Consider the following 18,732-nt stretch of genomic DNA (forward strand, 5'->3'; position numbering starts at 1 on the left):
AGTTATTTAGCGGATGATTCTGCGAGCGTCACCCTGGTTGCCGCTCGCCAGCGCAGCCAGTCCACCACAACAAACAGCGTCAGACTCACGCCCATGACCGGCAAGGCGAGTCCCAGCAGTATGCTGATTACCACCGTAACGCCTCTTCCCCATCCTGACAGCGCCAGCCAGCTCTGGCAAAGCGTCTGCACCGGATCCACGGCCGACCGTGCAGGACGACGCATCCACCACATCCGGTAACCCCAGACGATGAGCACGCACAGGGCGAGGCCGAACGCCACCAGCAGCAGCTGATTCACCAGCCCGAATAAGATCCCCATATGGAAATCCACGCCCCAGCGGGTCAGTTTTGCCATTAACGGGAAATCCTCGAATCGGGTTCTGTCCAGGACCTGCATCGTAGAAGGATCAACTGCAACGGCGTCCACCTGGGTCGGCCAGCTACGATCGATTTCCGTCACGGTCCAGGCGCGATCCGCCGTTTTTGCCGGGCGGATCTCCAGCCTGTTGGCATCAATTCCCGCGTTACGGGCCGCGCTTAATACTCCGTCAAACTGCGTCAGATCCATCGCCATTTCCGGCATCATCATTCCGCCGTGATGGCCTCGGTGTTCGGCGTGCTCATCCACGATCTTCTGTTGACCGGAAAGCATCGTGTTCACCTGCGGGGTAAGCCAGTTCATCTCTGCCCGCAGCTTATCAACGTTCCCGCCAGCCCACTGGGACCAGGTCAGGCCGGTTGCTGAGAACAACAGCATTCCGCCCAGCAGACTCCAGCCCAGCGTCACGTGCATCCGACGACGATTCTGGAAGCGATTATTGATTCGCCGTTTGGGCCGGGTATAAAACCACAGGGCAGCACCGCCCAGCGCGGCAACCCACATCCAGGAGGCGGCAAGCTCGCTGTAGAGCCGCCCCACGTCGCCCAGCATCAAAGAGGTATGCAGATAATCAATGGTCTGACGCAGCGGTAAAATCCCGCTGGTGCCGTATACCGTCATATCTCCCAGCACCGCCAGGCTTACCGGATCAATAAAAATAGCCCGGTTCTCCGATGGCCCAAGCGTCGGGTCAGCAAACATCACGCGGGTGGTTTCGCCTTCAGCCAGCCCGGGACGCACGGCGTGCAAATGCACATCTGATCCAACGTTTTTTTCCGCCACGGCAATTTGTTCCGCCAGCGGCTGCAACTCGCCTACGGAATTCGTGTGGAGCGCGTGCCGGTAGAGCGCATTCTCCAGCTGCGGGGTCGCCACATACAGCGTACCGGTCAGCGCGGCAAAGAAGATAAACGGACCAACAAAAAGCCCGACGTAGAAATGGAGGCGACGCAGCAGGTTTCCCCATGCCGCGCGCGGAGTGCAGGTAGTCATACTTTTCCTTTTTAAGGCAAAAAGTTATCGATTTAGTTTTAAAGGGAAAAAGCAGACTGCCGCGGCGGCGCGCGGGTATCAGGGTAAAGCCAGGGGAAAAAGTGCCAGTGGCTGACCGCCTGGCGCGGCGGCTTAATGCGAAGCCTCTGTAATACCGCGCTGAGCAGGACGATCAGCGCCAGCATCACGCCAGGGACATGCGCTAACAGCACGCAGTAGCCGCACGCTTCCGCATGGTCGACAGGCATCGTATGCGGCATATCGCCCTGATGCTCGTCCATCGACATCATGCTCATGTCATGATGCATGCCCGGCATCGCGCTCATGGGATCTTTCTGCAAGGAGACGGAGATAAGCGGCGCCACCACGATCAGCAGGATCGCAAACAGCGCGGTCAATGCCGCTGCACGTTTCCGGTTAGGCTGATGCAGTACGTTATCCACTTCTCCTCCTTTCAAGAGGCAAGCATTGTAAATGATTTATGACAAAAGGGTTAACGCGAGAGGTGCGCAGGGATAAAAAAAGGGCCAGCCTTTCGGCCAGCCCTTTCTAACAGGATGTCGCTTAAGCGAATCTTAGTTCAGACGCTCTTTAATACGAGCAGACTTACCAGTACGCTCACGCAGGTAGTACAGTTTAGCTTTACGTACAGCACCACGACGTTTAACAGCAATGCTGTCAACTACCGGAGAGTGAGTCTGGAAGACACGCTCAACGCCTTCGCCGTTGGAAATTTTACGAACAGTGAATGCAGAGTGCAGACCGCGGTTACGAATAGCGATAACCACGCCCTCGAATGCCTGCAGACGTTTTTTGGAACCTTCAACAACCCATACTTTCACTTCCACGGTGTCACCTGGACGGAAGGAAGGTACGTCCTGCTTCATCTGCTCTTGTTCAAGTTGCTTAATAATGTTGCTCATAATTTAATCTCTTATCCTGGGTAAACTGATATTCGGGAGCGTATTACGCATTCCCATCATGTTCATGCTGCTGGTGCGCGTGTTCAGTTTTGAACTCGGCCAGCAACTTTGCTTGCTCTTCAGTCAGAGCCAGGTTTTCCAGAAGTTCAGGTCTTCTAAGCCAGGTTCGGCCCAGCGACTGCTTCAAACGCCAGCGACGTATCTCGGCATGGTTTCCAGACAGTAACACTGCCGGTACTTCCATCCCTTCTAACACTTCAGGACGAGTATAGTGTGGACAGTCCAGCAACCCATCGGCAAAGGAATCTTCCGTTGCCGAAGCTTCATGGCCCAGAACCCCCGGAATGAACCGGGCGACGGAGTCAATCAGCGTCATTGCGGGTAACTCACCACCGCTGAGAACGTAATCGCCGATAGACCATTCTTCGTCAATCTCGGTTTGAATTACGCGCTCATCTATTCCTTCGTAGCGCCCACAGACCAGAATCAGCTTTTGATTCGTCGCCAGTTCGCTCACGCCCGCTTGATCAAGCTTGCGTCCCTGAGGTGACAGATAAATCACCTTTGCGCCTTCACCTGCCGCGGCTTTTGCTGTGTGAATGGCGTCCCGTAAGGGTTGCACCATCATTAGCATCCCCGGTCCGCCGCCGTAAGGACGATCGTCCACGGTACGGTGCCGGTCATGAGTAAAGTCACGAGGACTCCAGCTCTGGATGCTCAGCAGGCCATTCTTTACTGCCCGGCCAGTTACCCCGTAATCGGTAATCGCGCGGAACATTTCAGGAAACAGGCTAATTATGCCAATCCACATAGCGCCGTCTTTTACCGTTTATCCGGAGAATTTAAAAACCAGGATCCCAATCTACTTCAATGGTTTGAGTAGTGAGATCGACTTTCTTGATAACCTGTCCATCGAGGAACGGAACCAACCGCTCCTTGATGCCAAATGCATCTTTCAGGTTTGCCTTAATGACGAGAACGTCATTTGACCCGGTTTCCATCATATCGATGACTTTCCCCAGGCTGTAGCCTTCGGTAGTGACTACCTGGCAACCCATAAGGTCTTTCCAGTAGTAGTCGCCCTCTTCCAGCTGTGGCAACTGCGACGAATCCACGACAATTTCACAATTAGTCAGCGCATTCGCAGCATCACGATCGTCAACGCCTTTCAGCTTGATGATGATGTCCTGATTGTGGTGACGCCAGCTTTCCAGCTCGACCTCTTCCCACTTACCGCCTTTCTGGATAAACCAGGGCTGGTAATCAAAAATGCTATCAGCGTCTTCAGTGGAGGAAAACACTCTGAGCCAACCACGGATACCGTAGCAAGAACCCATTTTTCCCAATACGATCGGTTCAACAGGTGCTTTATTGCTCATCATGACCACCGTGACAGATTAAGCTGCTTTGTTTGCTGCTTTGATCAGCGTAGCAACGCGATCGGAAACAGTAGCGCCCTGGCCAACCCAGTGAGCGATACGATCCAGATCCAGACGAGTTTCTTCTTCTGCGCCAGCGGCCAGTGGGTTGAAGAAACCAACGCGCTCGATGAAGCGACCGTTGCGTGCATTACGGCTGTCAGTCACAACAACCTGGTAGAACGGACGCTTTTTAGCGCCGTGACGAGCTAAACGAATAGTTACCATAACATCCTCTTGTGTGAATAAAACAACCGGGCCCCATCGAGGAACGGAGCCCGGGTGTCATATTAAAAGCCCGAAAATTTTACTCATTTTCGGGCAAAAAGCAATCTCAAAAGCGATTAACGCCCTGGAAAACCGGGTGGCATCATGCCTTTCATGCCGCGCATCATCTTCGCCATGCCACCTTTCTTCATTTTCTTCATCATTCGCTGCATGTCGTCGAACTGTTTAAGAAGGCGGTTAACGTCCTGCACCTGCATGCCGCAACCGGCTGCGATACGGCGTTTACGGGAACCTTTGATGATATCCGGGTTAGCGCGCTCTTTGAGGGTCATCGAGTTGATGATCGCCTCCATACGCACCAGCACCTTGTCATCCATCTGAGCTTTCACGTTGTCAGGGATCTGGCCCATGCCCGGCAGTTTGCCCATCAGGCTGGCCATGCCGCCCATGTTTTTCATCTGACGCAGCTGCTCAAGGAAATCGGTGAGATCGAAACCGTCGCCTTTTTTCAGCTTGCTGGCAAGCTTCTCGGCCTGCGCGCGGTCAACCTTGCTCTCGATATCTTCGATCAGCGACAGCACGTCGCCCATGCCGAGGATACGGGAGGCAATACGATCCGGGTGGAACGGCTCGAGCGCTTCAGTTTTCTCGCCCACGCCGAGGAATTTAATCGGCTTACCGGTGATGTGACGAATGGAGAGCGCCGCACCGCCGCGGGCGTCACCGTCCACTTTGGTCAGCACCACGCCGGTTAGCGGCAGCGCTTCGTTAAACGCTTTCGCGGTATTCGCCGCATCCTGACCGGTCATGGCATCGACAACGAACAGGGTCTCTACCGGGTTGATAGAGGCATGTACCTGCTTGATCTCGTCCATCATCGCTTCGTCAACGTGTAGACGACCGGCGGTATCCACCAGCAGCACGTCGTAGAATTTCAGCTTCGCTTCTTTCAGCGCCGCGTTAACGATGTCGACAGGCTTCTGCGCCACGTCGGACGGGAAGAAATCTACGCCGACCTGTTCGGCCAGAGTTTCCAGCTGTTTGATCGCCGCCGGGCGATAGACGTCCGCAGAGACCACCAGCACTTTCTTCTTGTGCTTTTCACGCAGGAATTTACCCAGCTTACCGACGCTGGTCGTTTTACCTGCACCCTGCAGGCCCGCCATCAGCACCACGGCCGGCGGCTGAGCCGCCAGGTTAAGCACCTGGTTCTCTTCGCCCATCGCCAAAACCAGTTCATTACGAACGATTTTGACGAATTCCTGGCCCGGGGTCAGGCTCTTGTTAACTTCATGACCAACCGCCTTCTCTTTTACGCGGTTGATAAAATCACGAACAACCGGCAACGCGACGTCTGCTTCCAGCAGCGCCATGCGCACTTCGCGCAGCGTTTCCTTGATGTTCTCTTCAGTAAGGCGTCCGCGGCCGCTGATGTTGCGCAGCGTGCGCGACAAACGATCGGTTAAATTATCAAACATTGTCTCTCGCCTGAGTAGAAACGTTGGGCCGCCATGGGCGACACATACACAGAATTTTGCCGGAGTATAACATGAAGGCGCCTTTGTTGTTATGCAACGGTTGGAGCAGGCGTCACGTAACGTTATACTGCTTCTCTTTCTTATTAAGACAACTGTCGATGCCTATATGCCTGTTTTCGCACTGATCGCCCTTGTTGCCTACTCTGTCAGCCTCGCGCTGATCGTTCCCGGCCTGCTGCAAAAAAACAGCGGCTGGCGGCGCATGGCTATTCTTTCCGCGGTGATCGCACTGATCAGCCACGCGTTTGCGCTGGAATCACGCATCATTCCCGGCGACGGCAGCGTGCAAAACCTGAGCGTCCTTAACGTCGGCTCGCTGGTCAGCCTGATGATCTGCACGGTAATGACCATCGTCGCGTCTAAAAATCGCGGCTGGCTGCTGCTGCCGATTGTCTATACCTTCGCGCTGATCAATCTGGCCCTCGCCACCTTTATGCCTAATGAATTCATTACGCATCTGGAGGCGACGCCGGGGATGCTGGTGCATATCGGCCTGTCGCTCTTTGCCTACGCGACGCTGATCATCGCCGCGCTTTACGCCATGCAGCTCGCCTGGATTGACTATCAGCTGAAAAACAAAAAGCTGGCGTTTAACCATGAGATGCCGCCGCTGATGGTCATTGAGCGTAAGATGTTCCACATCACCCAGGTGGGCGTTGTGCTGCTGACGCTGACGCTCTGCACGGGCCTGTTTTACATGAAGAACCTGTTCAGCGTGGAGAATATCGATAAAGCGGTGCTCTCCATCATCGCGTGGTTTGTCTATATTGTCCTGTTATGGGGCCATTATCATGAAGGCTGGCGCGGTCGTCGCGTGGTCTGGTTCAACGTCGCGGGTGCGGGCATTCTCACCCTTGCCTATTTTGGCAGCCGCTTCATACAGCAATTTGCTGGCTAAGTAACAAAAGGAGTTCCCCCTGGAACACATTTCTACCACCACGCTGATCGTTATCCTGATCGTCATGGTGGTCATCTCCGCCTATTTCTCCGGCTCGGAAACCGGCATGATGACCTTAAACCGCTACCGGTTACGTCATCGTGCTAAACAGGGTAACCGTGCCGCTCGTCGCGTTGAAAAACTGCTTCGCAAGCCGGATCGCCTGATAAGCCTGGTGCTCATCGGCAACAACCTTGTCAACATTCTGGCCTCCGCCCTCGGCACCATCGTTGGGATGCGCCTGTACGGCAACGCCGGGGTGGCGATTGCCACCGGCGTGCTGACGTTCGTGGTGCTGGTGTTTGCCGAAGTGCTGCCGAAAACCATCGCCGCGCTTTACCCGGAGAAAGTCGCCTACCCGAGCAGCTTCCTGCTGGCACCGCTGCAGATCCTGATGATGCCCCTGGTCTGGCTGCTGAACATGGTGACGCGCGTACTGATGCGGATGGTAGGAATCAAAGCCGATGTCACCATCAGCAGCGCGCTCAGCAAAGAGGAGCTGCGCACCATCGTGAATGAATCCCGCTCGCAGATCTCCCGGCGCAATCAGGACATGCTGCTGTCAGTGCTGGATCTGGAAAAGGTGAGCGTCAACGACATTATGGTGCCGCGTAACGAAATCGTCGGTATCGACATTAATGACGACTGGAAAGCCATCGTCCGCCAGCTGACGCACTCCCCGCACGGGCGCATTGTGCTGTATCGCGATTCGCTGGATGACGCCATCAGCATGCTGCGCGTGCGCGAAGCCTACCGTCTGATGACCGAGAAAAAAGAGTTCACCAAAGAGGTGATGCTGCGCGCCGCCGACGAGATTTACTACGTGCCGGAAGGAACGCCGCTCAGCACGCAGCTGGTGAAATTCCAGCGCAACAAGAAAAAAGTCGGCCTGGTGGTCAATGAGTACGGCGACATTCAGGGGCTGGTGACGGTCGAAGATATTCTGGAAGAGATTGTCGGGGACTTTACTACGTCAATGTCGCCTTCCCTCGCGGAAGAGGTCACCCCACAAAACGACGGCTCGGTGCTGATTGACGGTAGCGCGAACATTCGCGAACTCAACAAAGCCTTTAACTGGCATTTACCGGAAGATGAGGCTCGTACGATTAACGGGATGATTCTGGAAGCGCTGGAAGAGATCCCGGCGGCGGGCACGCGGGTGCGCATTGAGCAGTACGATATTGATATCCTGGACGTGCAGGACAATATGATTAAGCAGGTGAAAGTCCTGCCCGTAAAACCCCTGCGCGAAAGTATCGCTGAGTAAGGCTGTAGGCCGGGTAAGGCGAAACCGCCACCCGGCACTACGAATGGCAAATTACGCTTTCGCTTTCGCCACGGTCACCATCGCAGCGCGAATGGTACGGCCGTTCAGGGTGTAACCTTTCTGCATCACGCCCAGCACTTTACCGGCTTCCACCTCTTCTGACTCCACCATTGCAATCGCCTGGTGGACGTTTGGATCCAGCGGTACGTTGGTATCGGCAATCACTTCCACGCCAAACTTACGCACCACGTCGAGCATGGATTTCAGCGTCAGTTCAATACCTTCGATCATCGCCGCGTTGTCCGGATTCGCTTTGTCAGCCACTTCCAGCGCGCGATCGAGGCTATCGATTACCGGCAGCAGTTCGTTGACGAATTTCTCCAGCGCAAATTTATGCGCCTTCTCAACGTCCTGCTCGGTACGACGACGCAGGTTTTCCATTTCCGCCTTGATGCGCAGAACACCATCGCGTTCGCGATTCTGTGCTTCTACCAGCTGGGCTTCCAGATTCGCAATTTTTTCATCGCGCGGGTCCACCTGCTCAGCAGATGCGTCTGGCTCTACAGCCTCAACTTCATCGTGCTGTTCCGTGATAATTTCTTCAGGGGCTTGCCCCTCAGGCGTTTTCTGTTCTTTACTACTCATGAATTTCTCCGCGTTTTTCTGCATTCATCTCGCTAACTTCGCTTATTATGGGGATCAGTTTCCGGGATTCAAGGGAACAAGACAGATTGTCATCATTCATCAGGCACAAGGACCTCCAGAAAATGAATAATCATTTCAGGTGTATTGGGATCGTCGGGCATCCGCGTCACCCTACCGCACTAACGACACATGAAATGTTGTATCGCTGGTTGTGTAGCAAAGGCTATGAAGTGATGGTCGAGCAGCAGATTGCGCAGGAGCTTCAGCTGAAGAGCGTCAAAACCGGCACGCTGGCGGAAATTGGTCAACAGGCCGATCTCGCCGTGGTGGTGGGCGGCGACGGCAACATGCTCGGCGCAGCCCGCACGCTGGCGCGTTATGACATTAAGGTCATCGGCATCAACCGTGGCAATCTCGGCTTTTTAACCGATCTCGACCCGGACAATGCGCAGCAGCAGCTGGCCGACGTGCTGGAAGGCCACTATATCAGTGAGAAACGCTTTTTACTGGAAGCGCAAGTGTGCCAGCAGGACTGCCAGAAGCGCATCAGCACCGCAATTAACGAGGTGGTTCTTCACCCCGGGAAAGTGGCGCACATGATTGAATTCGAAGTTTATATCGACGAAATCTTTGCTTTTTCCCAGCGTTCCGACGGGCTGATTATCTCCACTCCGACCGGCTCAACCGCCTACTCGCTTTCTGCCGGCGGCCCGATCCTGACGCCCTCGCTGGATGCCATTACCCTGGTGCCGATGTTCCCGCACACGCTCTCCGCCCGCCCGCTGGTTATCAACGGTGACAGCACGATACGTCTGCGCTTCTCGCACCGCCGTAACGACCTGGAGATCAGCTGCGACAGCCAGATAGCGCTGCCGATCCAGGAAGGTGAAGATGTCCTTATTCGTCGGTGTGATTATCATCTGAATCTGATTCACCCGAAAGATTACAGCTATTTCAACACATTAAGCTCGAAGCTTGGCTGGTCAAAAAAATTGTTCTGATTTTGCATCCAGTACTTTACTGTATAAAAAACCAGTTTATACTGTATGAAAACACAGTTATGGTTTTTCATACAGGAAAACAATTATGCTGGCACAACTGACCATCAGCAACTTTGCCATTGTTCGTGAGCTTGAGATCGATTTCCACAGCGGCATGACGGCGATCACCGGGGAAACCGGTGCAGGTAAATCCATTGCCATTGATGCCCTCGGCTTGTGCCTTGGTGGCCGCGCAGAGGGCGACATGGTGCGCATGGGCGCAAACCGTGCCGACCTGTGCGCCCGTTTCTCCCTGAAAGACACCCCTGCCGCCCAGCGCTGGCTGGAACAGAACCAGCTTGAAGATGGACGTGAGTGTTTACTTCGCCGCGTGATCAGCAGCGACGGTCGTTCACGTGGCTTTATCAACGGCACGGCGGTCCCGCTCTCCCAGCTTCGCGAACTCGGCCAGCTGCTTATCCAGATCCACGGTCAGCACGCGCACCAGCAACTCGTCAAACCTGAACAGCAGAAAGCGCTGCTCGATGGCTATGCGGGTGAGTACGCGCTTACTCAGCTTATGGCGGAGCACTATCGCCAGTGGCATCAGAGCTGCCGTGAACTTGCCCAGCACCAGCAGCAAAGCCAGGAGCGCGCAGCACGTGCGGAACTGCTGGCGTACCAGCTTAAAGAGCTCAACGAATTCAACCCGCAGCCGGGTGAGTTTGAGCAAATCGACGAAGAGTACAAACGTCTGGCGAACAGCGGCCACCTGCTCTCAACCAGCCAGAATGCGCTCAACCTGCTGGCGGACGGCGAAGACGTGAACCTGCAAAGCCAGCTGTATAACGTCCGCCAGCTCATTACTGAACTGGTCGGCATGGACAGCAAGCTTTCTGGCGTCCTGGATATGCTGGAAGAAGCGGCCATTCAGATCTCCGAAGCCAGTGACGAACTGCGCCACTACTGTGAACGTCTGGATCTCGACCCGAACCGTCTGTTTGAGCTGGAGCAGCGTATCTCCCGTCAGATTTCACTGGCGCGCAAGCACCACGTCACGCCGGAAGAGCTGCCAGGATTCTATCAGTCTCTGCTGGAAGAACAGCAGCAGCTTGACGATCAGGCTGACTCGCAGGAAACCCTCTCTCTCGCGGTGAACCTGCACCATGAACAGGCGCTGGCGACAGCGCAAAAGCTGCATGAAATCCGTCAGCATTACGCCCAGGAGCTAAGCCAGCACATCACCGACAGCATGCACACGCTGGCGATGCCGCACGGTGTCTTCACCATTGATGTCCGCTTTGAAGAGAACCACCTGACGGCAGAAGGTGCGGACCGCATTGAGTTCCGCGTCACTACCAACCCGGGGCAGCCGCTGCAGGCTATCTCCAAAGTGGCATCCGGCGGTGAACTGTCGCGTATTGCGCTGGCGATTCAGGTGATTACCGCGCGTAAAATGGAAACCCCGGCGCTGATTTTCGATGAAGTGGATGTCGGCATCAGCGGCCCAACGGCGGCGGTGGTGGGCAAACTGCTGCGCCAGCTAGGCGAATCAACGCAGGTGATGTGTGTCACCCACCTGCCGCAGGTCGCAGGCTGTGGTCATCATCACTTTATCGTCAGCAAAGAAACTGACGGTGAAATGACCGAAACGCATATGAAGCCGCTGGATAAACGTGCGCGTCTGCAGGAGCTGGCACGCCTGCTCGGTGGCAGCGAAGTCACCCGCAATACGCTCGCGAACGCGAAAGAACTGCTGGCGGCATAAACTTTTTCGGGATCTCAGGGTCATACAGAACAACAAAAACGCCGCCAGACCGGTTTCAAAGTGGGACAAGGTCTATTATCATCGGCATATTACATATGAGCCGCGTTCTGCTCGGGCCCGAAAAGGAATCAAATCACTATGCGTTGTAAAATGCTGACCGCTGCCGCAGCGGTTCTTCTGATGTTGACCGCAGGCTGTTCCACTCTGGAGAAAGTGGTTTACCGTCCTGACATCAACCAGGGGAACTACCTTACCCCTAACGATGTGTCCAAAATCCGTGTGGGGATGACACAACAGCAGGTCGCTTATGCACTGGGAACCCCGATGATGTCCGATCCGTTCGGCACTAACACCTGGTTCTATGTATTCCGTCAGAAGCCGGGCCACGAAGATGCGACCCAGCAGACCCTGACGCTGACCTTCAGCAGTGCCGGTGTGTTGACCAACATCGACAACAAGCCTGCTTTGACCAAATAATCGGAAGTCAGAAATGCAAAAAGGTGCTCATTGAGCACCTTTTTTGTGTCTGAACTCTTGCGCAGAATTGTAGCCCCGGTAAGCGCAGCGCCACCGGGGGAATAAAGCGCTACTTAGCCGATTTCTCTGCACGCTGACGTCGCAGCTCTTTCGGGTCAGCAATCAGCGGACGATAAATCTCCACCCGGTCGCCCTCTTTCACCACATCACCCAGCTTCACCGGACGGCTATAAATCCCGACCTTATTTTTCGCCAGGTCGATATCGCTGCGAAGTTCGAGGATGCCGGACGCGCGGATAGCCGCCTCAACGGTTGCCCCCTCTTCCAGCGTCACGCGCTGCAGATACTGCTTCTCCGGCAGCGCATACACTACTTCTACAGCAATCTTATGCGACACTGTAAACCTCTTTGGCGCGGGTGGTGAACGCCTGAACCATATTCGAGGCCAGCTCTTTAAAGATGCGGCCAAACGCCAGCTCAATCAGCTTATTGGTAAATTCAAAGTCGAGCTGGAACTCGATGCGACAGGCGTCAGCGCTCAGCGGCGTAAACTTCCAGCCCCCCATCAGGGTTTTAAACGGACCATCCACCAGATGCATCAAAATACTCTGATTGCTGGTCAGCGTATTGCGGGTGGTGAACGTCTTGCTGATCCCCGCTTTGGAGACATCCACCGCCGCAGTCATCTGCGTCGGGCCGGACTCCAGAACGCGGCTCCCGGTGCATCCCGGAATAAATTCAGGATAAGACTGAACATCGTTCACTAACTGATACATTTGTTCCGCGCTGTAAGGCACAAGCGCAGTACGGCTAATCTGAGGCATAGCATTTCCCATGGTCACACAACGGACAAATAATAACATTTATCACCTGTTAAAAAAACGCTAAGCCTCATCTCGTGCTAAGATAGCGCGTTAGACCTCACAGGACGCAATGAGGTGACTTTTTGAAATCAGATTACCGACGGCTTTACGACACTTATGACGAAGAAAAAAGCACATAAACCAGGCTCGGCGACCATTGCGCTCAACAAGCGTGCTCGCCACGAGTATTTCATTGAAGAAGAATTCGAAGCTGGCCTTGCGTTGCAGGGCTGGGAAGTAAAATCGCTGCGCGCCGGGAAAGCCAACATCGGCGATAGCTACGTGATCCTGAAAGATGGCGAAGCCTTCCTGTTCGGCGCGAACTTTACGCCGCTGACCGTCGCCTCCTCACACTACGTGTGTGACCCAACGCGCACCCGCAAGCTGCTGCTGAACAAGCGTGAGCTGGAATCCCTCTACGGACGCATCAACCGTGAAGGTTTCACCGTGGTCGCCCTGTCGCTGTACTGGAAAAACGCATGGTGTAAAGTGAAAGTTGGCGTCGCAAAAGGTAAAAAACAGCACGACAAACGTACTGACCTGAAAGAGCGCGAGTGGCAGCTTGATAAAGCGCGCATCATGAAAAACGCAGGACGTTGATTCTGCACACTTATTGTACTATTCAATAAGTTAGCGTTCCGGGCTGGTATCCAGGAAGTGAAATCTGGTATACTTAGTTCAACACTATTGGGGCTGATTCTGGATTCGACGGGATTTGCGAAACCCAAGGTGCATGCCGAGGGGCGGTTTGCCTCGTTAAAAGCCGCAAAAAAATAGTCGCAAACGACGAAAACTACGCTTTAGCAGCTTAATAACCTGCTCTGAGCCCTCTCTCCCTAGCTTCCGCTCTTAAGACGGGGATCAAAGAGAGGTCAAACCCAAAAGAGATCGCGTGGAAGCCCTGCCTGGGGTTGAAGCGTTAAAACTAATCAGGCTAGTTCGTTAGTGGCGTGTCTGTCCGCAGCTGGCGTGCGAATGTAAAGACAAACTAAGCATGTAGTACCGAGGATGTAGAAATTTCGGACGCGGGTTCAACTCCCGCCAGCTCCACCAAATAAAACAAGGGGTTACGTGAAAACGTAACCCCTTTGTCTTTTCCGATGGCGGCAAAATGGCGACAGGCTTTTGGACTGGCGACAAAAAAACCGCTTTGAAAGCGGGTTCTTTTTAAAAATTCATATGCCCTTGCCCATCTTTTCCCGGATGTGGGGGTGCAGAAGAAATCACATTAGGCTTAATGATATGCCTAACAAATGTTTCATGCGTGACAAAAGTACAACCGCAGTTGATATTTTGGCACTGGTTGTAACGTTCTTTGGTTGTTGCTGATACCTGAAAACTGCTTCTTGTATGGGCTGCCTGGCCGCACTCTGGACAATTCATCATTCCGGTTATCCCACCACTTTTGCCAAAATCACAATAATGATACATCATTATTCAATTTTGAGAACCAATTAATCCATTTCGAGATCATCAATCTTAACTTCAAGCTCCAGAGTCGTAGTAAAACCATTATCTGCACTGACACTATGCGTCAGCGTGGTAATGGTCCATTCGCCATCATCAATGGGCTGTTTAAACCCGCTAACCTTCACCGTCATTTCGGTATACAGATCAGCCCTTCCCTCTGCGAGCTGCAGTGAAAATGTTGCTACCCCGCGCTGCAGGCGCTCCCACTGCATCTTTGCCGCTCGCTCTGCATTGCTGCGGTTTGCATAAGTTCTGTTGAGTACCAGCACGTTTTCATCCGTTCCAACCAGGTAATCTCCCTGTTTTGCTTCCGGCTCCTTTGCCGTGGCGGTATTCTTTCGACGGCGCTTAACCTTTACTGCCTCGTTTTTCTTTGGCTCACGTGTATGGAGCCAGCTGGCAATTACCCCCGTATAGGCATCGCGATCGGCCAGGGTAAAACGATGACCGTCACCGGCCTGGCGGGTTATGGTGATAACCGGCAGAGGCTTACCGCTTGCCGTTCTGCCCTGCCCCTGGCGTATAAACAACAGATTGCCGTCCTTAACTGAGGCTATCGCCCCATACTGCCGCGCCAGCTTCATCAAAAAGCTGGCGTCGCTTTCATTAGTCTGGTCAAGATGATCGACAGGCTTGTCCAACAGGTCCTTTCCCAGCGCCATCTTTAATTTATGCCTGCCCGCGATTTCCTTCACAATTTCGCCCACCGTTGTCTGGTGCCAGGACTTTTCACGCCGCGTATTCAGGGTTTCACGGAAATCTGCGCTACGTGCGCGAATTGTGAGGCGGTCAGGTGCGCCGCTGTGCTCAATCTCATCGACAGTAAATCCCCCTTTCGGAAAAAGCGGCTGGCCTTTCCACCCCAGCGCAAACTGAATAACAGCCCCCCGACGCGGCAGAACGATTTTCCCGTCCGAATCGTCCAGCTCCAGATCAAGCTGGTCCGCTTCAAACCCCCGGTTATCCGTCAGCGTCAGACTCATCAGGCGCGAATCCAGTACGGTTGTGACATCCTTGCCTTCAATAATGATGCTGAAACCCGGCGTTTTACTGTTCAGGTTCGTGAGATCAGAGGTGAAATTCACTGCAGTAACCCTCCCACCGTATTTTTAATATTCCCTATCGCAGAGGTGGCGGTGTCCTGCAAATTGCTGAGCTGATCGCTGAGGCTGCCGAACATATCAGACAGCGACTCATCCACCCGTTTCAGCGTCAGCGTGAATTCAATACGCCGCGGCATCCCGCTTTCAAAAAATTCAGTTTTGGTCTGACTCAGGCTCTCGATCACAAACATGCCGTAAATCGTCCCGCTCCCCTCAATCAAAGGCCACGATTTACCCAGCTCCGCCATCTGCTCAAGGGCCAGCAATGACAGCCTGCCGCCGGTGATTTCCGGTAGCAGGACGCCGGACAGCGTCAACGAATCGTTATCCGGCCCAAGAAACTGTGTAGACGGGCGCCGGTTTACCCGGCTGTTAGTGGCATGTCGCCAGCTGCGCTGATACTGCAGCTCCTGATACGGCACGGTGCGCAGCATGAATACGTACAACCCCAGCACCATCATCATGATTCATACCCCCCTCGATCACTGAAATTACTTCGCGCTTTTGCCCTAGCCCTGCGCTCACGCTCATCAAGCTGCCTCGCCACTTCGCGGGCAATATCCTGTGCGCTCTGCCCCGGCTGAGCGGTGATATGAATAGGCGCGTTAATTTCATAACGAATTGCCTGCGGCGCACTGGCGGATTTTGCTGACTGGCTTTGTTTGTACTCTTTAGCTGGCAGGCTATATGGATGCATCGGCGAGGCTTCAGCAGGAGCCGCTGCCACACCCATGACGCTCGCAACAACGGAAGCCAGCGCAGCAGTCCGGCGCCTGCTGGTTACATTAGCCGGACCGTTCACAATCTCCGGGCCATTCTCCCCGACTATGCCAAACTGACCGCGCTGAATAACACCACCGCTGTCATACAGCCCTGCAAACGGAACAGAAGCAGCTGCGGCACCACCAACCACCTGAACCTGAGTATTACCCGGCTCTTTATTTTTCCCTGTCATCCAGTCAGGCAGATAATCGGTAACGGATGACAGCTTGCTCTTGAGCGTTTCCCACTTCGCATTGATACCATTGAGAATGTTGTCAATGATGGCGCTGCCCATATCCTGGAATTTAGCTGGTAGCGCACTGACATCTGAAAGAATGGCGTTCCACTTGTCACTGATCGTCTGCCTGACACGGGCCCACGCCTCAGACACACCGGCCTTAATAGCTTCCCAATTTTTGGCTATAAGGCCCGGTAAGGTGTAATTGAAAAACAGAGATTTAATAGCTTCCCAGGCATTACTGACGGCCTGTTTAATCCATTCCCATGCCGCCGTGGTGGCCGCGCAAACCGCATCCCAAACGGCTTTGAACTTTGGCCCAAGCGTGTCCCAGTTTTGCCAGATATAAAGCGCACCCGCAGCTATCAGACCAATAACGGCCAGAATGGGGTTAGCAAACATCAGGCGCCCCAGCCACAATATCCCGCTACCTACCCCCGTGAGGGCTTTAGTGATAAGCCCAAATGCACCACCACCTTTGATACCCAGAATAGAAAACTGCAGGCGCATCAGCGCCAGTGGGCCAAGCACAGCTGATACTGCCAGCATGACCGTACCCAGAACTCCTGTAATCGACGCCAGTGCTGCCATGACTTTCAGCAATGAGCCAGCCAGCTTCGGGTTTTCCTCCACCCAGCGACGCAGCGCCCCCGTTACATTTTTCACGTAACTCATGATATCCATCAGCGGCTGGCGCAGGGTTTCACCCAGGCTACTGAACGCGTTCTGCGCGCCCGTCTTTACCAGCAACCACTGCGCGGAAAGTGAGTCCTTATTAATATCGGATTCTTTCTGCATGGAGCCGTTTGCCGCAGTGCCTGAGGTGAGTTTCAGCTGTCGCTGCAGCTCCGGCATGTTGTTCGCAAGCTTCGCCGCATCATCGCCAAACTCCTTGCCGAATATCATAGTCATGGCGGACAGGCGTTTATCCTGCGGCAGCTTGTTGACCTTCTCCAGCACGCGCTGAATGGTCCCCATTGCGTCCTTTGTCATCTGCTTTTCAATCTCTTCTGGATTGAGTTTCAGCAGATCCATACCTTCCATAAACCGCTTGCTCTGCATGGTCGCAATCGACAGTTCGCGCACCATGGCATTCGATGCACTGGCAGCAATTTCTGGCGCAGCACCAAGAGACAGGAAAGTTGAACCCAGCGCGGCCGCCTTGCGGAAATCAAGCCTGTCAGCCACGCCCCCCATACGCTGCAGCACGTTGATAATATCGCCACCTTTTGACATGGCGTTATCGTCCAGGTAGTTCAGGGCATCGCCAAGCTGTTCAATATTTCGGGTCGGCACTTTATACAGCTGTGCGATTTTACCCAGACCTTCCGCCAGCTCATCAGCGGGCAGTTCAAAGGCGGTTGCGGCTTTTGCTGCCGTGGATGCAAAGGCCAGCAGGTCACGCTTCTGGTCTTCGTAAGGATCATTCTGATTTGTCACACCCATACGCGCGCCACCTTCAACCAGCGCGGCATAGTCAATAGCACCATTCTCCATCGGCAGCTGCTCACTGGCGGCCTTGATGGCATCCTGCATATCGTAATACTGTTTTGTCCGGTTGCCGTTGTCGTCCCGCAGACCGTTCACCTGCTTTGCCACCCCTTTCATGGCATCTTCCATGCTGGCATAGCTTTTCACGGCGGCCATGACCGGCGCCCCCATCGCCAGCCCGGCGGCAGAGGTAGTTGCTCCCGCGCCCGCAATACGATCCCTCACCTCAAGGCGGCGGGAATACTGATCGCGGACAGCATGCATTCGCGCCTGTTGCGCGCCAAGACGTTTAAGAGATTTTTGCTGACGGTCCAGAGCCTGCCGGGTTTCGTCGGCGTTCTGCCGCAGCTCCCGCTGCGCACTACTCAGCTTTTTGGTGTCCAGCCCGGCCTCATTGAGCGCAAGACGCTGACGCTGCACAGACTGACGCAGACCGTTGTATTTGCTCTGCAGCTCGTTAACGCGGTTTTTTGCCTGCTCAAGCAGACGTGCCTGCGCCGCCGTCGGGCGGTTAGTGGCCGAGAACTGCGTGGCAAGCTTCGCCGCCTCTTCGCGTGCGGCTTTAAGACTGTTGCCGGTGACGGCCAGCTGCGCGCTTGCCTTGCGGAAACCGTCAATGCGGCCCGCCTGGGCGTCCAGTTCTTTTAATCTTGCGCGGCTTTGCTGAATGGCGGTAGCCAGCTCTTTAGAACTGGCCTGCGCGGATCGGAATGGGCGGGTGAGTTTATCAACCGCATTTAGAATTACCTGCAAACGCAGGTTAGTGTCACTCATCGCTGGCCCCGCTTCTCTGAATCGCTTTATGCCGCCACTCCAGCACTTCGGTCAGCGGCATAACGTCAGTGACGGACGGCGGCCAGTGAAAAATGGTGGCGATATCAGCCACCAGGTCTTCTACCGTCAGGCTGTCGGCAAACCGGCAAGCACCGATTTCTTCAACAAAAAAGTGACCACCTCAACCGACAGCGCGGTGAGATCGGCAGGGTCCAGCTCTGCCATTTCCTGGGCGGTCAGCGCCGGGGTGGAAATGCGGGGAATAATCGTCATCATCGCGCCGACGTCCATATCCATGATCGCCTGCAGACGGGTGCCACGCAGCGCGCCGGACTGCGGCTTACGCAGTACAATTTCGGTAATTTCGGTTTTACCGCGCTTGATTGGTGTATCCAGCTGTACGGTTTTTTCAGTCAGTTGTTCGCTCATCGTCATATCCTGTTATTAAGGTACTGGCGCGGCGGCCCGCGCCTTTAA

General features: G+C 54.5%; 22 protein-coding genes and 1 other RNA gene. 7 read left to right on the forward strand and 16 right to left on the reverse strand.

The window, feature by feature from the left end:
• Positions 1 to 2: 2 nt before the first annotated feature.
• From SPH27_RS17335 to ffh, 7 genes are all read right to left on the reverse strand, one after another.
• The gene (locus SPH27_RS17335; RefSeq protein ID WP_182072862.1) at positions 3 to 1,373 is read right to left on the reverse strand and encodes a PepSY-associated TM helix domain-containing protein; all 1,371 of its coding nucleotides are present in this window, start codon (positions 1,371 to 1,373) and stop codon (positions 3 to 5) included.
• A gap of 38 nt (positions 1,374 to 1,411) precedes the next feature.
• Positions 1,412 to 1,816, reverse strand: a complete 405-nt coding sequence (locus SPH27_RS17340; RefSeq protein WP_094935668.1) for a DUF2946 domain-containing protein — start codon at positions 1,814 to 1,816, stop codon at positions 1,412 to 1,414.
• A gap of 132 nt (positions 1,817 to 1,948) precedes the next feature.
• Positions 1,949 to 2,296: a 50S ribosomal protein L19 gene (gene rplS, locus SPH27_RS17345; RefSeq protein WP_002914145.1), complete on the reverse strand. Its 348-nt coding sequence runs from the start codon at positions 2,294 to 2,296 to the stop codon at positions 1,949 to 1,951.
• Between the two features lie 43 nt (positions 2,297 to 2,339).
• Positions 2,340 to 3,107 carry a tRNA (guanosine(37)-N1)-methyltransferase TrmD gene (trmD, locus tag SPH27_RS17350; protein ID WP_014832949.1) on the reverse strand — a complete coding sequence of 256 codons (768 nt, stop codon included), beginning with the start codon at positions 3,105 to 3,107 and terminating at the stop codon, positions 2,340 to 2,342.
• A 31-nt stretch (positions 3,108 to 3,138) separates the two neighbouring features.
• Entirely contained in the window at positions 3,139 to 3,678 is a 540-nt protein-coding gene (gene rimM / locus SPH27_RS17355) for a ribosome maturation factor RimM (RefSeq protein WP_029741020.1), read from the reverse strand.
• 15 nt (positions 3,679 to 3,693) lie between these two features.
• Entirely contained in the window at positions 3,694 to 3,942 is a 249-nt protein-coding gene (rpsP, locus tag SPH27_RS17360; protein WP_003863133.1) for a 30S ribosomal protein S16, read from the reverse strand.
• A gap of 116 nt (positions 3,943 to 4,058) precedes the next feature.
• Positions 4,059 to 5,420 (reverse strand): signal recognition particle protein, encoded by a 1,362-nt coding sequence (gene ffh, locus SPH27_RS17365; RefSeq protein ID WP_058690865.1) that lies wholly within the window; start codon positions 5,418 to 5,420, stop codon positions 4,059 to 4,061.
• Positions 5,421 to 5,586: 166 nt separating this feature from the next.
• Here ffh and SPH27_RS17370 point away from each other — a divergent pair, with 166 nt between their 5' ends.
• Together SPH27_RS17370 and SPH27_RS17375 are read left to right on the forward strand one after the other, a co-directional pair.
• Entirely contained in the window at positions 5,587 to 6,378 is a 792-nt protein-coding gene (locus SPH27_RS17370) for a cytochrome C assembly family protein (protein ID WP_014884879.1), read from the forward strand.
• 19 nt (positions 6,379 to 6,397) lie between these two features.
• The gene (locus tag SPH27_RS17375; protein ID WP_025759264.1) at positions 6,398 to 7,684 is read left to right on the forward strand and encodes an HlyC/CorC family transporter; all 1,287 of its coding nucleotides are present in this window, start codon (positions 6,398 to 6,400) and stop codon (positions 7,682 to 7,684) included.
• Positions 7,685 to 7,735: 51 nt separating this feature from the next.
• On the opposite strand, the gene grpE is transcribed toward SPH27_RS17375, so the two are convergent.
• On the reverse strand, positions 7,736 to 8,329 hold the full coding sequence (gene grpE, locus SPH27_RS17380; protein ID WP_023333122.1) for a nucleotide exchange factor GrpE: 594 nt from the start codon (positions 8,327 to 8,329) through the stop codon (positions 7,736 to 7,738).
• 122 nt (positions 8,330 to 8,451) lie between these two features.
• Here grpE and nadK point away from each other — a divergent pair, with 122 nt between their 5' ends.
• From nadK to bamE, 3 genes are all read left to right on the forward strand, one after another.
• On the forward strand, positions 8,452 to 9,330 hold the full coding sequence (gene nadK / locus SPH27_RS17385; RefSeq protein ID WP_008502500.1) for an NAD(+) kinase: 879 nt from the start codon (positions 8,452 to 8,454) through the stop codon (positions 9,328 to 9,330).
• 85 nt (positions 9,331 to 9,415) lie between these two features.
• Positions 9,416 to 11,077 (forward strand): DNA repair protein RecN, encoded by a 1,662-nt coding sequence (gene recN / locus SPH27_RS17390; RefSeq protein WP_039263457.1) that lies wholly within the window; start codon positions 9,416 to 9,418, stop codon positions 11,075 to 11,077.
• 138 nt (positions 11,078 to 11,215) lie between these two features.
• Entirely contained in the window at positions 11,216 to 11,554 is a 339-nt protein-coding gene (gene bamE / locus SPH27_RS17395; RefSeq protein WP_008502502.1) for an outer membrane protein assembly factor BamE, read from the forward strand.
• A gap of 109 nt (positions 11,555 to 11,663) precedes the next feature.
• Here the strand turns inward: bamE and SPH27_RS17400 are convergent, their stop codons facing one another.
• Together SPH27_RS17400 and SPH27_RS17405 are read right to left on the reverse strand one after the other, a co-directional pair.
• Positions 11,664 to 11,951 carry an RnfH family protein gene (locus SPH27_RS17400; protein ID WP_182072861.1) on the reverse strand — a complete coding sequence of 96 codons (288 nt, stop codon included), beginning with the start codon at positions 11,949 to 11,951 and terminating at the stop codon, positions 11,664 to 11,666.
• A complete protein-coding gene (locus SPH27_RS17405; RefSeq protein WP_024908332.1) occupies positions 11,941 to 12,378 on the reverse strand; it encodes a type II toxin-antitoxin system RatA family toxin in 438 nt (145 codons plus the stop codon). The genes SPH27_RS17400 and SPH27_RS17405 overlap by 11 nt, the downstream gene beginning before the upstream one ends.
• A 156-nt stretch (positions 12,379 to 12,534) precedes the next feature.
• Between SPH27_RS17405 and smpB the strand changes: the two genes are divergently transcribed.
• Complete coding sequence (smpB, locus tag SPH27_RS17410; RefSeq protein ID WP_008502505.1) at positions 12,535 to 13,017, forward strand: SsrA-binding protein SmpB; 483 nt, start codon at positions 12,535 to 12,537, stop codon at positions 13,015 to 13,017.
• 89 nt (positions 13,018 to 13,106) lie between these two features.
• Positions 13,107 to 13,470: a transfer-messenger RNA gene (gene ssrA / locus SPH27_RS17415) on the forward strand.
• A gap of 114 nt (positions 13,471 to 13,584) precedes the next feature.
• Here ssrA and SPH27_RS17420 read toward each other — a convergent pair.
• The 6 genes from SPH27_RS17420 to SPH27_RS17445 form a co-directional block, all read right to left on the reverse strand.
• Entirely contained in the window at positions 13,585 to 13,803 is a 219-nt protein-coding gene (locus SPH27_RS17420; RefSeq protein WP_045334934.1) for an ogr/Delta-like zinc finger family protein, read from the reverse strand.
• A 68-nt stretch (positions 13,804 to 13,871) separates the two neighbouring features.
• Entirely contained in the window at positions 13,872 to 14,972 is a 1,101-nt protein-coding gene (locus tag SPH27_RS17425) for a phage late control D family protein (RefSeq protein ID WP_322435726.1), read from the reverse strand.
• Complete coding sequence (locus SPH27_RS17430) at positions 14,969 to 15,454, reverse strand: phage tail protein (RefSeq protein ID WP_047059311.1); 486 nt, start codon at positions 15,452 to 15,454, stop codon at positions 14,969 to 14,971. The genes SPH27_RS17425 and SPH27_RS17430 overlap by 4 nt, the downstream gene beginning before the upstream one ends.
• A complete protein-coding gene (locus tag SPH27_RS17435) occupies positions 15,451 to 18,255 on the reverse strand; it encodes a phage tail tape measure protein (protein ID WP_322435727.1) in 2,805 nt (934 codons plus the stop codon). Before SPH27_RS17435 ends, SPH27_RS17430 begins: the two co-directional genes overlap by 4 nt.
• Positions 18,248 to 18,367 (reverse strand): GpE family phage tail protein, encoded by a 120-nt coding sequence (locus SPH27_RS17440; protein ID WP_007848878.1) that lies wholly within the window; start codon positions 18,365 to 18,367, stop codon positions 18,248 to 18,250. Before SPH27_RS17440 ends, SPH27_RS17435 begins: the two co-directional genes overlap by 8 nt.
• 14 nt (positions 18,368 to 18,381) lie before the next feature.
• Entirely contained in the window at positions 18,382 to 18,684 is a 303-nt protein-coding gene (locus SPH27_RS17445) for a phage tail assembly protein (RefSeq protein ID WP_073001392.1), read from the reverse strand.
• Positions 18,685 to 18,732: the final 48 nt, after the last annotated feature.

Origin of the sequence: Enterobacter sp. A103, assembly GCF_034427535.1 — a bacterium.
In the GTDB taxonomy this organism is placed as follows: Bacteria; Pseudomonadota; Gammaproteobacteria; order Enterobacterales; family Enterobacteriaceae; genus Enterobacter; species Enterobacter asburiae_B.

What these genes read in the sequence shown, in the direction of transcription:
- rimM (WP_029741020.1), bottom strand. Translation starts at nt 3,678, where the DNA reads ATGATGAGCAATAAAGCACCTGTTGAACCGATCGTATTGGGAAAAATG.
- rplS (WP_002914145.1), bottom strand. Translation starts at nt 2,296, where the DNA reads ATGAGCAACATTATTAAGCAACTTGAACAAGAGCAGATGAAGCAGGAC.
- grpE (WP_023333122.1), bottom strand. Translation starts at nt 8,329, where the DNA reads ATGAGTAGTAAAGAACAGAAAACGCCTGAGGGGCAAGCCCCTGAAGAA.
- trmD (WP_014832949.1), bottom strand. Translation starts at nt 3,107, where the DNA reads ATGTGGATTGGCATAATTAGCCTGTTTCCTGAAATGTTCCGCGCGATT.
- SPH27_RS17435 (WP_322435727.1), bottom strand. Translation starts at nt 18,255, where the DNA reads ATGAGTGACACTAACCTGCGTTTGCAGGTAATTCTAAATGCGGTTGAT.
- SPH27_RS17430 (WP_047059311.1), bottom strand. Translation starts at nt 15,454, where the DNA reads ATGATGATGGTGCTGGGGTTGTACGTATTCATGCTGCGCACCGTGCCG.
- rpsP (WP_003863133.1), bottom strand. Translation starts at nt 3,942, where the DNA reads ATGGTAACTATTCGTTTAGCTCGTCACGGCGCTAAAAAGCGTCCGTTC.
- recN (WP_039263457.1), top strand. Translation starts at nt 9,416, where the DNA reads ATGCTGGCACAACTGACCATCAGCAACTTTGCCATTGTTCGTGAGCTT.
- SPH27_RS17405 (WP_024908332.1), bottom strand. Translation starts at nt 12,378, where the DNA reads ATGCCTCAGATTAGCCGTACTGCGCTTGTGCCTTACAGCGCGGAACAA.
- SPH27_RS17370 (WP_014884879.1), top strand. Translation starts at nt 5,587, where the DNA reads ATGCCTGTTTTCGCACTGATCGCCCTTGTTGCCTACTCTGTCAGCCTC.
- smpB (WP_008502505.1), top strand. Translation starts at nt 12,535, where the DNA reads ATGACGAAGAAAAAAGCACATAAACCAGGCTCGGCGACCATTGCGCTC.
- ffh (WP_058690865.1), bottom strand. Translation starts at nt 5,420, where the DNA reads ATGTTTGATAATTTAACCGATCGTTTGTCGCGCACGCTGCGCAACATC.
- SPH27_RS17335 (WP_182072862.1), bottom strand. Translation starts at nt 1,373, where the DNA reads ATGACTACCTGCACTCCGCGCGCGGCATGGGGAAACCTGCTGCGTCGC.
- bamE (WP_008502502.1), top strand. Translation starts at nt 11,216, where the DNA reads ATGCGTTGTAAAATGCTGACCGCTGCCGCAGCGGTTCTTCTGATGTTG.
- SPH27_RS17445 (WP_073001392.1), bottom strand. Translation starts at nt 18,684, where the DNA reads ATGAGCGAACAACTGACTGAAAAAACCGTACAGCTGGATACACCAATC.
- SPH27_RS17420 (WP_045334934.1), bottom strand. Translation starts at nt 13,803, where the DNA reads ATGATGAATTGTCCAGAGTGCGGCCAGGCAGCCCATACAAGAAGCAGT.
- nadK (WP_008502500.1), top strand. Translation starts at nt 8,452, where the DNA reads ATGAATAATCATTTCAGGTGTATTGGGATCGTCGGGCATCCGCGTCAC.